13 protein-coding genes are annotated in these 15,861 nt (G+C 58.3%); 9 read left to right on the top strand and 4 right to left on the bottom strand.

The window, feature by feature from the left end; genetic code table 11:
* Window positions 1-10: 10 nt before the first annotated feature.
* From K1Y02_10290 to K1Y02_10305, 4 genes are all read left to right on the top strand, one after another.
* Window positions 11-1,621: a HAMP domain-containing histidine kinase gene (locus tag K1Y02_10290; GenBank protein MBX7256740.1), complete on the top strand. Its 1,611-nt coding sequence runs from the start codon at window positions 11-13 to the stop codon at window positions 1,619-1,621.
* A complete protein-coding gene (locus K1Y02_10295) occupies window positions 1,618-2,304 on the top strand; it encodes a response regulator transcription factor (GenBank protein MBX7256741.1) in 687 nt (228 codons plus the stop codon). Before K1Y02_10290 ends, K1Y02_10295 begins: the two co-directional genes overlap by 4 nt.
* Before the next feature lie 200 nt (window positions 2,305-2,504).
* Complete coding sequence (locus K1Y02_10300; protein ID MBX7256742.1) at window positions 2,505-3,167, top strand: hypothetical protein; 663 nt, start codon at window positions 2,505-2,507, stop codon at window positions 3,165-3,167.
* Between the two features lie 212 nt (window positions 3,168-3,379).
* Complete coding sequence (locus K1Y02_10305) at window positions 3,380-4,366, top strand: prolyl oligopeptidase family serine peptidase (GenBank protein MBX7256743.1); 987 nt, start codon at window positions 3,380-3,382, stop codon at window positions 4,364-4,366.
* 29 nt (window positions 4,367-4,395) lie between these two features.
* Here K1Y02_10305 and mnmA read toward each other — a convergent pair whose 3' ends face one another.
* From mnmA to K1Y02_10325, 4 genes are all read right to left on the bottom strand, one after another.
* Entirely contained in the window at window positions 4,396-5,472 is a 1,077-nt protein-coding gene (gene mnmA, locus K1Y02_10310) for a tRNA 2-thiouridine(34) synthase MnmA (protein MBX7256744.1), read from the bottom strand.
* 31 nt (window positions 5,473-5,503) lie between these two features.
* Entirely contained in the window at window positions 5,504-5,935 is a 432-nt protein-coding gene (locus K1Y02_10315; GenBank protein ID MBX7256745.1) for a polymer-forming cytoskeletal protein, read from the bottom strand.
* 5 nt (window positions 5,936-5,940) lie between these two features.
* Window positions 5,941-6,954: a M23 family metallopeptidase gene (locus tag K1Y02_10320; protein ID MBX7256746.1), complete on the bottom strand. Its 1,014-nt coding sequence runs from the start codon at window positions 6,952-6,954 to the stop codon at window positions 5,941-5,943.
* Window positions 6,955-7,436: 482 nt separating this feature from the next.
* Complete coding sequence (locus tag K1Y02_10325) at window positions 7,437-10,748, bottom strand: hypothetical protein (protein ID MBX7256747.1); 3,312 nt, start codon at window positions 10,746-10,748, stop codon at window positions 7,437-7,439.
* A 494-nt stretch (window positions 10,749-11,242) separates the two neighbouring features.
* Between K1Y02_10325 and K1Y02_10330 the strand changes: the two genes are divergently transcribed.
* The 5 genes from K1Y02_10330 to K1Y02_10350 all read left to right on the top strand — a co-directional run.
* Window positions 11,243-12,694, top strand: coding sequence for a hypothetical protein (locus K1Y02_10330; protein ID MBX7256748.1), 1,452 nt, complete (start codon window positions 11,243-11,245; stop codon window positions 12,692-12,694).
* Between the two features lie 311 nt (window positions 12,695-13,005).
* Complete coding sequence (locus tag K1Y02_10335) at window positions 13,006-14,070, top strand: phytoene/squalene synthase family protein (GenBank protein MBX7256749.1); 1,065 nt, start codon at window positions 13,006-13,008, stop codon at window positions 14,068-14,070.
* A 118-nt stretch (window positions 14,071-14,188) separates the two neighbouring features.
* Window positions 14,189-14,503 carry a type II toxin-antitoxin system MqsR family toxin gene (locus tag K1Y02_10340; protein ID MBX7256750.1) on the top strand — a complete coding sequence of 105 codons (315 nt, stop codon included), beginning with the start codon at window positions 14,189-14,191 and terminating at the stop codon, window positions 14,501-14,503.
* Between the two features lies 1 nt (window position 14,504).
* Window positions 14,505-14,942, top strand: coding sequence for a hypothetical protein (locus tag K1Y02_10345; protein ID MBX7256751.1), 438 nt, complete (start codon window positions 14,505-14,507; stop codon window positions 14,940-14,942).
* A gap of 628 nt (window positions 14,943-15,570) precedes the next feature.
* The coding region (locus tag K1Y02_10350) for a hypothetical protein (GenBank protein ID MBX7256752.1) at window positions 15,571-15,861 on the top strand (291 nt) is incomplete at its 3' end.

Genomic DNA, 15,861 nt, shown 5'->3' on the forward strand with positions numbered 1-15,861 from the left:
GCGAGGGGTTGTGAAACCGAAATTGGCCGTCATTTACTTCCTGATTATTGTCGCTCCGCTTGCCGCAGTGACGTGGCTGGGGATCGTTGTGTCGCGCAACGAGACCGCGATGGTCCGTGTACGGTTCAATGAACTGATGGCCGGGCGTCTAAACGATATTGCGGCGCAAATCTCCGCGCTGCTTGAACAGAGAGAGCGTGAACTAATGGCGCAGTGGCCGACAGACGCTTTAACGGCCGAGTTGCTGCGTGAGCGGGCACGCTCCTCCGGAATCGTACGGCAGTACTTTGTGCTCGATCCGCGGGGGACGCTGCTGTATCCGTCCCCTGCTGAAACACTGACCAAGGACGAGCAGGACTTTCTCACGCGCACGCGCACCATCTGGGAGCGCTCGGAAATCCCAGGGCCTGAGACAGAAACACAGGCACAGAGCACCGCCGTCCAGCAGGACAGTGTTAATCCGATTACGCAATTCAAGAAGGCCGCGCCTCCTCCTGTCACGATAAAGGGTTGGCACTCGGGTTATTGGGGCAGCGGAATCCAGTTGCTATTCTGGTGGCGGGAAGAGTCGGGCCGACTCGTTGGCGCAGAACTCAACGAAGTTCGACTCATGGCCGACATTGTGGGATTGCTCCCGGAGGCGTCGGCATTGCCGGATGCTAGAATCGAGTTGAACGACTCGCAAGATGCAGTCGTCTATCAATGGGGAGACTATCTAGGCACCGAAGGAAATCGCGCGCCCGTGCAACTCGCGCTTGCTCCACCCCTGGGCTCATGGCATCTGAGCTACATAGTCCCCGACGATAGCCAAGGGGCTCCTCTGTGGTTTGGCATGGCATCGGGCATCGCAACATTGGCCCTGGCGTGCGCAGGATTGGCGGTCTATTTCTACCGCGAAAACACGCGCGCCCTCCGCGAAGCGCAGCAACGCGTAACCTTCGTCAACCAAGTCTCTCACGAATTAAAGACACCCCTCACGAATATCCGGATGTACGCCGAAGTCCTGCAAGAAGATCTGTCGGAAACCGATGAGCGCATCCGCCGCCGGCTCGATGTCATCGTATCGGAAAGCCAACGCCTGAGCCGCATGATCGGCAACGTTTTGACCTTCAGCCGCAACGAACGCCAACTGCTCACGCTGCATCCGTCGCCGGGCAACGCGGGAGATGTGTTGCGCAATGTCGCATCGCAGTTCGACACACCCCTGCGTAACCGGGGGATTCACATTGACCTCGACACCTCTAACTGCCGTGTCGCGGCATTTGACCGTGACGCGTTCGAGCAAATCGCGGGAAATCTCCTGAGTAATGTGGAGAAATACGCGATAGGCGGCGATAGCGTGCGAATAACATGCAAACAGGAAAATGACACCCTAATCCTCGAAGTCGCGGACAATGGTCCCGGCATACCCGCTCCCCATCACGAACGCATCTTCAAACCGTTCTACCGCGTGAGCGACAGGATCAACGACGGTGTCGCCGGCACGGGCCTCGGATTGACCATTGCGCGCGAGCTCGCGCGGCTTCACGGAGGCGACCTGACGCTTGAGCCGTCGGAGCGTGGCGCACATTTCAAAATCACGCTCCATGCCCCCATACACTTGATGGAAGACCAATCATGAAAGTACTGATAGCCGAAGACGACCCCAATACACGCGAAGGGCTTGCGGAAGTACTCCAACGCGAAGGCTACGACACGGTTTGCGCGGCCAACGGCACGGAAGCGCTCGATGTGTTTGAGCGTGAGAAACCCGACTTCGTGTGTCTCGACATCATGATGCCCGGGGTAGACGGATACGAAGTCTGCCGCGAAATTCGACGCCGCCAGACGCTCACTCCAATCATCTTCATCAGCGCCAAATCCGAAGAGATGGACAAGGTCGTCGGCCTCGAACTGGGTGCGGACGACTTCATCATGAAACCGTTCGGCGTGCGCGAAGTCATCGCCCGCATTCGCGCCGTTACCCGACGCTGCCTCGCCGCGCGAAGACACGATCCGGCAGTCGAATCGTTCAGCCTGCTCGACGTCGAAGTGTTTCCTTTGGAGCTGCGCGCTCGTCGCGGCAACGAGTCCATCGATCTCAGTCTTCGCGATGTGAAGATCCTGCAACTCCTCCACCGCAAATCAGGACAAGTCGTCACTCGCAACGAGTTCTTCGACGAATGCTGGGGCATCGACTACCTCCCCAACAGCCGTACCCTCGACCAGCACATCTCCCAATTGCGCAAACGCATCGAGCGAGACCCGCAAGCCCCCGCTATCATCAAGACCGTCCACGGCGTTGGATACCGCTACGAAAAATAGTCTGTTTCCAGGATGCAGGCGTCCTGGCTTCCTATTCTTTCGATCCGGCGTTCCTGTAAGCTGCTTTTAAGTCTCGCAGAATCGAAAGTCCCCAGCGTCCCCCATGATGGCCAGGAGTCTTTACATTGACTCGCGTACTCGGCTTCTTCGTCGACAACTTCCCTACTCCCATCGAGCTTGCCACACTGGGACCTGTGTGGTTGGCCTATGCCTTCGGAGCCCTGGGTCTGGCGGGTTGGCTCAAGCGCAAGCGCGGCTGGCGCACACCGTACACGCGCAAGACGTTCCACTTCCTCACGTTCGCCATGGCTGCGGCGCTCCAATGGCATTCCGGCACGCGCGCCGTCTGTCTCTTTGGCGCGATGACATCCCTCGCCATCTTCTTTGCCGTTTGGCGTGGTGACGGCAATCTTTTTTACGAAGCAATGGCCCGCGAGCGTGACGCGCCCCGCCGCACGCACTACATCTTCGTCCCCTATCTCGCTACACTTGTCGGGGGGGTATCCTCATCGCTCCTTTTCGGTCCCGCCGCGTTTACAGGATTTCTTGTGACCGGCCTGGGCGATGCCATTGGCGAACCCGTCGGCGCGCGCTTTGGCAAGCACCGGTACCCTGTCCCTTCGTTGCGAAGCGTGCCCTCCACACGCAGCCTGGAAGGATCGGCGGCCGTGTTCGCCGTCTCGGCGCTCTCGGTCGCCGTGGCGCTGATCGGCATCTTTCACATGCACCCTTCGCCGTTGGTGTGCATGCAAATACTCGGAATTGCCCTGGCATCCGCGTTGCTCGAAGCGATCTCCCCCCACGGCTGGGATAACGCAACCCTTCAAATTGCGCCTTCCTATCTTGTCTATCTCTTAGTTTAGGGAGAGGTAATCCATGCATTTCGGAGCTCCCCAGGAAACGAAGCGCATGCTTGCGGGTATTAACAAGTATAGAGTTTCTGTTAACCCGGATGACGGGACACGTATCCGCTGCGGAAAGGACCGCGTCTTCAGGGTTAGTTCCTTGTAGTAGCAGTTTTCGCACCACGCACGGAAGTTGCCTCGCACGCCTCTCCAGCGGTGGGAGATTCACCATGAAGTTGTCGCTGACCTCCTTTCGCCACATTCGAACGATCGCGAAGTGGATCCCTTTGGTCGCCTTGTGCCTGTTGGTTTCCAGTTGCCCCGATTCCATTGCAGGCGAGCGCCACGGTTCGCTCATTCGAGATGGCATCGAGCGCACCTACCGCATCTTCACGCCCATTACCACACCGAACGGCTGGAAGGTACCCTTGGTCATTGTGCTGCACGGCGGCGGTAGCACCGGAAATCAAGCCGCGTTGTACTCCCGGTTCGATGAGCTTGCGCGCAAGGAACGATTCATCGCCGTGTATCCCGACGCGTACGAACACCACTGGAACGATGGCCGGAAGGGAACCTCCTTTCCCTCCCAGCAGGAAAACATCGACGACGTGGGGTTCATCTTTGCGCTAACCTGGAAAATTAGGCGGGAACACACCATCGACACATCCCGCATCTACGTTACGGGCATGTCCAATGGCGGCATGATGACGTACCGTCTCGCGTGCGAGCTTCCCTTTCTTTTCGCGGCCGCCGCGCCAGTCATCGCAAACCTTCCTGAAGACCTGGAACCTGACTGCAATTCGACCACCCCCATACCCATGCTCATCATCAACGGCGAAGACGATCCAATCATGCCGTGGGATGGTGGAGAAATCGGCCCGGAACTGCCGGAAGAACTCCCTCTGCAGCATCGCGGCCGCGTCATTTCCGCTGAGGACACAGCCCTATTCTGGGCCGCACGCAACCAGTGTAAGACCGTGGGCGAAAAGACCTATCTGCCCGACAGCGACCCCTTTGATGACACGCGCGTGTGGGTCTTACCTTATACGAATGGGGCGCAAGACTCGGATGTGCTGCTCTACGGCGTCGAGGGCGGTGGCCATACCTGGCCCGGCAGCTTCCAATACCTCCCCGCCTTCGCCGTCGGCGAAGTCAGCAACGATATCGACGCCACACAAGTCATTTGGGAGTGGTTTTCCACGCACTCGCGGGACTAGGGCAAAGATGAGGACGACAGCGGGTCTCTCTATCGGTCCCTCTCGATGATTCCCGCACCGAGTACGTAATCGTACTTGTCGTAGAGCACGGCCCATTGTCCAGGGGTTACTGCGCGCTGGGGTTCGTGGAACTGAATGGTAAGTCGTTCCCCGTCTGGATGCGCGGTGCATGGAACCGCCCGGTTCTTATAGCGAATCTGCACCAGGCAATCGAAGGGACCGCTGTCGGCATCTTCTAATCCCCAGATCATCTGGCCTACAGAGAAGAACTCGATAAACGTGTCTTCTTCGCGTCCCACGACGAGTGTATTGTTCGCAACATCCAACTTCACCACGTAGTAGGGCCGTTCGGAGGCAATCCCCAACCCCTTCCGCTGACCTACCGTGTAGTGCATCAATCCCGAATGCACGCCGACGACCTGCCCCTGGGTATTCACAATAGGGCCCGGAGCCGGCACGTCCACGCGTTGCGCCAGGAAGTTCCGGTAATTGTCGTCGGGCACAAAGCAAATCTCCTGGCTCTCCGGCTTCTCCGCCGTACCCAGTCCAAGCGATCGCGCGATTTCCCGCGTCCGCTCCTTGGTCAAGTCTCCCAAGGGGAACATGGCGCGGCGAAGTTGATCTTGAGCCAGCCCTGCAAGCGTGTAACTCTGGTCCTTGTTCAGATCCAGCGCGCGCCGCAGCACGGACTTACCGGACCTCTGCTCGACACGCGCATAGTGCCCCGTGGCAATGCGATCCGCCTCAATGGCGAGTGCCTTCTCGTAGAGGGCGCCAAACTTCACGCGCTGGTTACACCGTGCGCAGGGGTTGGGAGTCCTTCCCGCCATATATTCTTGGATGAAGTCGGAGATGACTTCCTTTTCAAATCGCTGCACGTAATTGAGCACATAGTGAGGAATCCCGAGGGCATCGGCCACGCGGCGCGCGTCGTTGGCCGCGTCGAGCGTGCAACACGCCTTGTCGGACGATTCCCGCCCTTCGCCCGACGCCACTCGCATGGTCATTCCGATGACGTCATACCCTTGTTCGACAAGAAGGGCCGCCGCGACGGAGCTGTCCACTCCCCCGCTCATAGCAACAATAATACGCGCACGGTGAGACATGATGGATTGGAGACCGGCTTAGACCGCCGCGTCAGACGGGGCGGCGTTGGAGATCAGGATTCGGCAACGCTTGCTGCTCGGGTGGCGCGGCCAGAGCCGGGTCAGTGCCCACCGCCTTCATGACGCATTTGCCTTCGAACAAAACGCCCTCGGCGATGGCGACTCGCGGCGCGGTAATGTCTCCGACCAGTTTGCCCGGCGATACGATGTCGAGCCGCTCGGAAGCAGTCACGTTGCCCTCAACTTCGCCACTTATGGAAATAGTCCCCGAAACCAGATCCGCCTTCACGCGGCCCGTTTCGTGAACCGTGATGCTTTCGTCACTATGCACCTTGCCCGAAACAACGCCTTCGATACGCACCGAGCCTTTCGACTTGATGTCCCCGATTATCGTGGTCCCTTGACCGATAATCGTCACAACACGCGCGTCTCCCACGGAGCGCTTCTGTCGAGCTTCAAGCATAGATTCTAGAACCCCAAGTATTTTTCTGCGTCCACCGCTTTGCCCTTGATCCGAACTTCGTAGTGGACGTGGGGGCCCGTACTGCGGCCGGTGCTTCCGAGTTTTCCAATTTCCTGATTGCGCCGGACCTTGTCGCCCTGCCGCACCGTGGTCTTGTTCAAGTGGCCGTAGACCGTCACCGTGTCGCCGCCGTGATCGATCTTGACGCAATAGCCCAGATACTTATCGTAACCGGAGAAGATTACCACACCCGCGCCTGTCGCCACCACCGACGAATTCACGGGCGCGGCAACGTCCGTACCTTCGTGCCTGCGAAGGTCTCGCGTGAACGGATCTTTGCGATAACCGAACCGCGACGTAATCTTGCCTTTTCCGTTGCGCACCGGCCAGATCGCCGGGCGGCGCTCCACCTGGGCCCTCGCCGCCATCGTCGAAGACTCGTATTCACGAAGGCTGTCCCGGCGCAGATTGATTTCCTGGACAATTAGATCGGCTGAAGGCCGGTAAACCCCATTAATCACACTGGGCGGACGCATCAGCACGTCCCGGCTGAAATCCACGTCATCATCCACATCCGAACCCGTCGGTGGGCCACCCTTTCCTCCCTCTTCCGAAACGGCCCCGCCCACGTAACCCGCGGGCGTGTTGCTCTTCGGGGGAAGTCCATTGATTTGGCGGAAACGAGTCTCAAGATCGTACAACTCGCTCAACTCGCCGGTGATGGTGGCGATCCGCGCCTCGTACTCTTCGCGGATGGTCTGTTCAATCTTCTGGCGGTCCTGCTCGGAGAGTTTTGCGGGACTTTCCTGCGCCGCACCCGCCAAGCCCATCTCGCGCTTGTCTCGCTCCAAACGGTCAATGCTGTGACGAGCGACCAAGTTGCTTTTATATAGGAAGGCAGATGTAAACGAAAGGAGGGCAAAAACGCCTACAACAAGCCATACCTGAACCGAATATAGATTTAAGCTGCGCGTGTTCCCCGCTCCATGGGGAATCAGCATCACAGTCCATCGCTTCATGCAGATGTTGCTCCAAACTCATTGCAAAGACCGGAGCACACATAGATAGTCATAACTCGGCTCCAATCCGCTGACAACTTACGTATCGGTTGAGAATACGTCCCCGCTTCTGCGAAATTGGCTTTGCGCTAAACGTCCGCACTATAGCACGCACCCTCTTTCAAGTCAACCGATAAAATTCTTGACGCACGAAAGTTATTCATATTTGAATAACTCAACCTACCCGTCGGCACGGCCCGAACAGACGTCTTAGCACGCCTCCGGGAACCTCTTGTTTATAGGCCGATCCCCTCATGGCCCGTACTGGAATCCGCAAACGATCTTTGATACGCAGTTATCTTCCTAATCGATTCCGTCAACCAATACCCCTGATAATGCACCTACCAAAGGAGGCTTTCCCCTCTTATCCCTCATCCCTATGGACCAGTTGCATGGATCGGATGGACTGTTTTTCGGAAAAACGCGCCGATAACGGCATCGCCCTACGGAGCAGAGTGGCCAAGCACATCGGCATAGGGATGCAGCGCAAACCAGCGCCGGCTTCCCGCACCCAGCGAGCGAACGGTGAGCGTACAGGGTCTTCCCGGCGTCAGATACTCGCGAGGTACACGGAGATAGAACAAGCCCGCGCAATCTTCTTTCGTCATCTTTCTCGGCACGAAGTTCAGGGTTACCTTGCCCGTCTCATCTTTCCAATCCACCCGGCCGTGCCCCACGTCGAAACCGATTGCATCTTTTCCGTCAATCGAGAGCATGAAGCCATCCGTCTGCGGCTCGGATATCCACCCGAGGCCACCCGCAAACACGAAGGTAATCCCTTCCTCCGAAAACGGCTCGGGAACAGCCGCCGTCTTCCACTCCAACGCTCGCCCTGCTTCCGTCTGGCGCACGACCAACACCTCGGCAATCTGCTTCCGATAGGAAAACGACTGGCCCTTTTCCAGCTCGGTGCTGAGAGTTTCCGCATAGCCTTCCACAAAGGGCCCTTCAAACTGGGGCATTTCGATTGCGCGCTCCCGTAGGATGCTCTCCGGCATGGCCGCCCCCGGATTGGGGAACGAGCCCGCGTATTCGATGAGCTGTGACGTCAGCCATTCGGCCTCGGGACACGCGGCACCGTCATCCGATGCATCCAGGTTCAACCCGCAGACAACGACTGCTCCTTCTCCAACCGACGCTTCGAAGAGCAGACCCTTGTTTCGGCAAACGTGGACGACCTCGATTCCTCGCAGGATCACGTTGGGCCGCACGGGCAACTCGTCCAACAGATACCCTTCGCTTCCTTCCAGCAAGCGGTACCACGAGGTGTCGCACCAGCCCTCCGGAGCCATGTCCCGCGTCACCGGATGCTCGTAAACCACCGTACCCGCGTTGTTGTCGTCTGGACTGCCCGACCACCACGCCGTCTTATACCGAACGGGTGCGGCAGTGGTAAACATGAGAGGCTTGTACAACACGAGCGACGCCCCCGCCAAGACGGCGTCCACCAATTCCGGCGTCAACTGGTTGCTGACGTAGACTGCCTTCGTGGGGTACGGCTTCTGACTGGGAAACGCCAAGGCCCCTCGTTTCCCCAGCCACGGCAAGTATTCGCCGCACGCATAAAGTGGAACCGCTGCTGCCTGACTGTGTGGTTCCGCCGGATACACCCACGTGAACCACTCGTTTGTGAAGGTCCTCCCATTGGCCATGAGCCGCATCTGAACGGTAAACCGGCGGGGAGTGTCAACCTCCGGCAGCGGAAACTTGAAATTAGAGAGCTTCGTCAGCCTTCCTTGCGCAGCCCCTTGCTCGGCTGGGCCCGACTCCAACACGTCCGCAAGCGTGTCCTCTCCAAGCTTCATCAAATAGCCGATACCTTCGATCTTCAAGTCCGCGGCGCTGAAATTGGAGACAAACTGCGCGGACGCCAGCTCTTCCCCGCTCCGGTAAGTCAGCTTAAGGCCGTCCTCCACCAAAACCACGTCATTGTTGAATTGAAGTATCGACTCCTTGTCGACGCCCGGTTTTACCCGCAAGTAGGTATCAACGATGCCATTCGACGTCGTCCAGTAGTCCTGGAACAGCCACCAGTGGTACCCGGACAGGTCCGGGTTCTTGCGAATCGCCTCCACATTGAGCTTGTGCAGCAGTGTGTACAGCCGCTCGGAGTTCTCGGACCAGCGTGGCGCCTCCGTCAACAGCCCCATCGCCGCGACCTTGTCGCGTGCCGCTGTCAGCCAGAACGGCTTGAAGTTGTCCTTGAACAGGTCGATCTGGTCCAGTCGCGGAAATGTCACATAGTTCCCGGATTCGTGCGAGATGACCGGCTTCGGCAGCGCCGGAAACGTATACATGTCCGGATTTTCGAGCGGTGTGTTGAATACGTCGAACTGCGAGAAGTACAGGTCGAGCGTGGGCCGCTTCAACGCCTCGTCGTTCCGCCCGGGCGGCCAGATACCATCCGTGTCCACAACGGGCCGCGTCGGATCCAATTCCTTCGCAATCCTGTACAACTCGGGTGCGATCGGGATGCTGTTGTACATCTCGTTGCCCATGCACCAGTCGAAAATCGAGGGATGGTTTCGCAGCTTGCGGATGGCCGCGGCCCACTCCGTCTTGTACAACTCCAGCGCAGGACCCTTCGCCTTGTCGTAGAAGGGCTGATACCCAATCGGCAATTCCGGCGACACCAGCATCCCCAACTCATCGCAAACGTCGAAATACTCCGGCGGCAGGATGTGGCTATGGTGCCGGACGTGGTTAAATCCAAACTCCTTCGCCAGTCCTATCTTCTTCCGGTACCACGCCTCATCCGACGGTGCGGTCATCGTCTCCGGATAAATGGAATCGTCGCCGTAGCCTCGCAGGAAGTAGGCTTTCCCGTTCAGAAGGATGCGCGTCCCCTCGAACACGATCTGCCGGAATCCGAACCGGGCCTCCTGCACATCGATTGCCTGCTCGCCCTGCATCAAGGACAGACGCGCCACGTAAAGCTCCGGCGTATCCGGGGTCCACAGCTTCGCGTCCGGATACTCGAAGTTCACCGCGGCGATCTGCCCGGCAGCGACCGCGTCTTTCGATTCCGTCTTCCCCACCGTGGCTCCGCCCTGGTCCAGCAATTCCAACCGGAATGTTGCGCCTTGCGGAACCTCGCCTTTCACCGTCGCGGACGCTCGGCACGCCGCCGGATTCACGCGCGGCTCGACGAACAAGTCTTCCAAATAGGCGGCGTTGCGCGCCTCAATCGACACATGCCCGTAGATTCCGCCCCAATACGTGTCCATGTAATCGATGATGTCGAACGCGCCGAGCATCGTGTCGACGTCCCAGCGTTGCACCGAATCTACCCGCACCGCCACCAACGCCGAAGCCCCCGGCGCTGCCAACTCGGTGATGTCGTATTCGAATGGCGACAGGTAGCCGATGTGTTCTCCCAGAAACGTGCCGTTCACCCACACCGACGCATAACGATGCACCGCGCTAATCCGCAAATACACCCGTTTCCCCGCCCAGTCCGCGGGCACATCCACTTGCCGCTTATACCACGCTTTGCCAAGGAACTGATGCCGGATCTTATCGGTCTCGCCGCCGAATCCCTGCGCATCCCAACATCCCGGCACCTGAATGGAATCGCTAAACGACGTCTCCGCCCCAAACCACTTCTGAGCCTCCCCCACATTGTCCGGGTCCATCCGAAACGACCACGCGCCGTCCATGCTGACCACGGGCCGCCCTTCGGCCAACGCGGTCATACCCGCGAGAATCGTCACCACCAAACCCACGATTCCAGGCAATCGCTTCAAGCATTCCATTTCGACTCCCCCCGCCGTTTCATCCTGCAACGATTCTATAGCAACTACCGTTGCAAACTCCCAGTCCTGAATGAGTCCAGACCGTGAACCCCAAATCCTAGCGTAGTGAATCCTAATTGGAGCAACATTCTGGAAGACCCAAGGAAGAGTCAAAAGCGGCGGAAAACAGGGACTGACACAAGCGCAGCGAAGCGAAGACGTGTCTGTCCCAGTTTTCCGCCCCCCCTTCGCCGTCCATCGCCCTCATCGTCATTCCCGCGAAAGCGGGAATTAATCTACACTATTACAGTGGTTTTCGGCACTACATCCGGTTCCCGGCCAAAGACCCAAGTCAAAACCCACGGCCCGCGAACAACACCCCGCTCCCTGCGTCTCCGCGCCTCTGCGCGAGAGACATTCTTCAGGGACCGCCCTCCCAGTCTTCTCTTCATGGCACTCCGTCGCTCATCGTGGTAGCATGGCTCTCTCGGTTTACATTTGAGGGGGAGGAATCCATGAATCTGGCAACTCGCTGCTTGTGTATCCTGGTCGTCGCGATTTCGTTTTCAACCGCATTCGCGCAGGACACTCCCGTGTCCGTCGGCTCACGCCTTGAACTCTTCGTCGACCACTCCCTAATCGACCGTCTCGACGGTGTGCGTCTTGAATTGCACAAGCCGCTCCTCGCCGAGAACGTGCTCGCCTTCGACAAACCCTGGGAAGGCCTCTTCTGCGGTTACGTCACCGTGTTCATGGACGGCCCGCTGTATCGCATGTATTACCGCGGATTGCCCGAAGCCCGCAAGGACGGTTCTGACTCCGAAGTCACGTGTTACGCGGAAAGCACCGACGGCATCACCTGGACCAAACCCAATCTCGGCCTCTTCGAAAGTGCGGGGTCGAAAGACAACAACATCATCCTCGCGGGACATGCCCCCTTCTCGCACAACTTCTCTCCGTTCAAAGACACCAAGCCCGGCGTCCCCGCGGCGGAGCAGTACAAGGCCCTCGCAGGCACTAGCGAAACCGGACTCGTCGCGTTTGTCTCCGAGGATGGACTGCGCTGGACCAAGCGCAGCGACGCGCCCGTCATCACCGAGGGCGCTTTCGACTCGCAGAACGTCGCGTTCTGGTCTGAGTCCGAGAACGAATATGTCTCCTACTTCCGCACCTGGCGCGAAGGAGACTTCAAAGGCCACCGCACCGTGAGCCGCGCCACGTCACCGGATTTCTTCACGTGGACCAAGCCCGAGTACATGAACTTTGGCGACACGCCGCCCGAGCACCTCTACACCAACCAGACCGCACCCTACTTCCGTGCGCCGCACATCTACATCGCGACCGCCGCGCGCTTCATGCCGGACCGCCGCGTCATCTCCGCCGAGAAGATGAAGGAAATCGGCGGTGAAGCCTCGTACTCCGGCGACTGCTCCGACACGGTGCTCATCACCAGCCGCGGCGGATTCAACTACGACCGCACGTTCATGGAAGGGTTCATCCGGCCCGGCATCGGCGCGGGCAACTGGACATCGCGCACGAACTACCCCGCGCGCGGCGTCGTGCCGACGGGTTCGGAAACCATGTCGCTCTACGTGCAGCGCAACTACGGACAAGTGACGCACCACCTCCAACGCCTCACCCTGCGCACCGACGGATTCATCTCCATCAACGCCCCATACACGGGCGGCGAGGCCGTCACGAAGCCGTTCACCTTCACCGGCAAGTCGCTCGTCCTCAACTACGCCACTTCCGCGGCCGGCAGCGTGTGGGTGGAGGTGCAGGACGCGGAGGGCAAGGCCATCCCCTCGTTCACGCTGGGCGATTGCGACGAAATCATCGGCGACGAAATCGAGCGCACGGTGACATGGAAAGGCAACGCCGACGTGAGCTCCCTCTCCGGCGCTCCCATCCGCCTCCACTTCAAAATGAAAGACGCCGATCTGTATTCGATGCAGTTCCGGCCCTAACGTAAACGGAGAATTGGGCGCGTCGTGGCGAGATCTCCTGATCCGCCACGGCGCACGTTGTGACGTGATCATGTTGTGGCGTGGTCCATGTTGTGGCGTGGTCTCCTGACCGCGCCACTCTTGCGACCGTAAGGTCTCCCTCCCCGCCCTCGCTGTGGCGTGGTCTCCTGATCCGCCTCGGCGGACACATCTTGCGACCGTAGGTCTCCCTCCCCGCATCTTTCCGTTTCTCCCCCTTTTCTTGAATCCCCCGCGCCGCTAGCGTACCCTCTCGAATGTCCACTGAACTTGCACATACCGCACAATCACGCATGAACGCTATCGTCAAACCAGAATCTTCCATACCTCACGCGCTGTCCGAGGACGTCGCCTACCAAGACGCCATTCTCCAGGACGTGTCGCGTACGTTTGCATTGACGATCCCCCAGTTGCCCGAACGCCTCCGGCTCGTTGTGGGCAACGCCTATCTCCTGTGCCGTATCGCCGATACCATCGAAGACGCCACGGCGATACCGATTGAGGAAAAGGTCCAATTCTCGCAAGAGTTCGTGCGCGTCGTCGCGGGAGAGACTTCCGCGGAAGCATTCGCCGACGGTCTCGCGCCTCGGCTTACTACCGGCGCGTCCGACGCCGAACGCGACCTTATCGCAAACTCGCCGAGAGCTATCCGTATTACGCACAGTTTTTCAGAAGCCGAACGCGCCGCGCTCACCCGCTGCGTGCGAATCATGTCGGAGGGCATGGACGAGTTTCAGGAAGGCCGCTTCACCGACGGTTTACGCGATTTGCCCCACCTCGACGCCTACTGCTACCACGTCGCGGGCGTTGTCGGCGAAATGCTTACGGACCTCTTCTGCGCCTACTCCCCCGAAGTCGCCGCGCGCCGCGACGAGATGCAAAAGCTCGCGGTCTCCTTCGGACAAGGCTTGCAGATGACCAACATTCTTAAAGACATCTGGGACGACCGAAAACGCGGGGTCTGCTGGCTGCCGCAGAGTATATTCAACGAAACCGGTTTCGACCTGACCAAGCTCGAGCATGGACCCAACGATCCCGCGTATCGCGAAGGCATCCAGCGCCTCGTCGCCGTCACGCTGCATCACCTCGAAAACGCGCTCGAATACACCCTGCTGCTGCCCAAATCCGAAACCGGCATCCGCCGCTTCTGCCTTTGGGCCATCGGGATGGCCGTCCTCACCATTCGCAAGATTCACCGCCACCCCGGCTTCACGGCGGGCAATCAAGTGAAGATTACCCGCCGCACCGTCTACGCCACCATCCTCGTCTCCAACTCCGCCTGCCAGTCCAATGCACTGCTACGCCTAATCTTCAAAGCGTGCGCAATGGGGCTGCCAAAAATTCACTCGAAATCCTAATTGTATTAGTTTCCCCCATGTAGTAGCATTTAGTCTCTCAACTCATCCGTTTACGCGGGGGCAAATCCGGATCGCAACAGTTTGGTTGAAAATTTAAACCGAATGAGGCACTATCTAGATGGAGAAACGAAAGCCGCATTACTCGCTTTCGCGCCTGAAGGAACTCGTCAAGGAAGGCAGCTATCGTGTGACGCGTACGGCTCTCCGGTGCGCCAGTGACGACTTCGGTTTACCGAATAACGAAGCGATTGCAAAACACGTGTTGACCCTAGAAGCGAACGAATTCTACAAGTCGATGACAACTCACACCAATACAAAACTCTGGCAGGATGTCTATCATCATAACGTCTATGGGGCGATTGCCTATTTGAAGGTTCAGATCCACGATGACGAAACCGTTGTGATCTCATTCAAACGGTTGGAGGAACAGTGAAATGCGCGACAAAGACTGGAAAGACTGCCCCATTTGTGGTTCGGAAGGCACTATGCGCTACAAGAAGGGTATCCACGAACGCTGCAAACCTAAAAACTACACCCCGTTTGAGGTAAAGGGACTGGATGGTCACTTCTGCACCGTCTGCAAGGATGGGTTCTGGACGCTGGCGTCTGAGCAGAAGTTGTCCAAAGCCATTAGCGAACACATGGCCCGCGAAGATGCTGAGCGCGTCAAAGCGTCCGAACTCGCCAGCGTCAAAGAAGCTGCACAGGCCTTGAACGTCACGGTGCAAGGCGTCCACAAAATGATGAAGGAAGGACGCCTTCGCTACGTATTTGCCGCGGGTCTCTGCCTGCCGATTCGCTCGGAACTCAAGAATGCCATAGGCGCCAAGAGAGCCAAACCGGCGGCAAAACGCCGCTACCAGTCCACTTAGCTGTCGAACAGTGGCACCCATTTGGTTTGTTCATCGGAATTATGTTCATCGGTGATTAAGTCATATTGACTGCGGCTCCGCTGCGCTGTGACCTATGTACTACAATCTGGTATTTTCTCTGTTCTATTCGCAGAATTTGCCCCCCCAATCCGGTACATTTCCGCAAGGATTCGACCGTAATTTTCCGTGGCTCCAGCGTTCGCCCTGGCCTGATATCATTCGGACTTGATAGATCCTTCTTTTCGTGTAATTCGTCTGATTCGTGGTCAAATTCCAATCCTCGTCATCTGTACGTTTTGAACTACTATCCGAAACGTCCGTGTAAGCTTGACAGACTTCCCCGCGCGCCCAGTGTCCCCCGTGGCTTGATGTCATACGGGCTTAATCCTTCCTCTTTTCTGCGTTCATCGGTGATCATCAGTGGTTGAGTCAATTGGGTTGCGGCTATGCTGCGCTGTGACCTTTGTGCTCTCTCGCGGCAATGGCTTGCCTGTTCTTTCGGGTTCAACACGTCAAACCCACTTGACGGTTCCCATTCAATTTGCATCCTAGCCGCGGTTTCATTAAGGTTCCGTCTCGCACGGGTCGTTTGGGGCAATCGGTCAATCCCAGTAGAGGTGTACCCACCATGCATTCACACCAACACGAACCGTGGCGCAACCTCGCCACAATACGCGCTGACCGCACATTCGGGATGAGCAACGCCGGGTGGCATTACGACGCTTACCCGGATATGGAACCGCTTAACGCGGGCAAGACGATCACCCTCGCTGACATTAAAGGTCCGGCCGCCATCACGAGCATTCATTCAACAATGCACCACGTGCAGGACGGATCCCTGGCCGCCGTTCAACGCGAAGCCCTCGCGGCGCGCGGCATCATCCTTCGCATCTATTTCGACGACGGGCCATCGCCCGCC

This window comes from Candidatus Hydrogenedentota bacterium (assembly GCA_019695095.1).
GTDB lineage: Bacteria > Hydrogenedentota > Hydrogenedentia > Hydrogenedentales > SLHB01 > JAIBAQ01.

Coding starts and splice junctions, on each gene's coding strand:
- K1Y02_10295 (MBX7256741.1), top strand. CDS start 1,618: ATGAAAGTACTGATAGCCGAAGACGACCCCAATACACGCGAAGGGCTT.
- K1Y02_10305 (MBX7256743.1), top strand. CDS start 3,380: ATGAAGTTGTCGCTGACCTCCTTTCGCCACATTCGAACGATCGCGAAG.
- mnmA (MBX7256744.1), bottom strand. CDS start 5,472: ATGTCTCACCGTGCGCGTATTATTGTTGCTATGAGCGGGGGAGTGGAC.
- K1Y02_10315 (MBX7256745.1), bottom strand. CDS start 5,935: ATGCTTGAAGCTCGACAGAAGCGCTCCGTGGGAGACGCGCGTGTTGTG.
- K1Y02_10320 (MBX7256746.1), bottom strand. CDS start 6,954: ATGAAGCGATGGACTGTGATGCTGATTCCCCATGGAGCGGGGAACACG.
- K1Y02_10325 (MBX7256747.1), bottom strand. CDS start 10,748: ATGGAATGCTTGAAGCGATTGCCTGGAATCGTGGGTTTGGTGGTGACG.
- K1Y02_10330 (MBX7256748.1), top strand. CDS start 11,243: ATGAATCTGGCAACTCGCTGCTTGTGTATCCTGGTCGTCGCGATTTCG.
- K1Y02_10335 (MBX7256749.1), top strand. CDS start 13,006: ATGAACGCTATCGTCAAACCAGAATCTTCCATACCTCACGCGCTGTCC.
- K1Y02_10340 (MBX7256750.1), top strand. CDS start 14,189: ATGGAGAAACGAAAGCCGCATTACTCGCTTTCGCGCCTGAAGGAACTC.
- K1Y02_10345 (MBX7256751.1), top strand. CDS start 14,505: ATGCGCGACAAAGACTGGAAAGACTGCCCCATTTGTGGTTCGGAAGGC.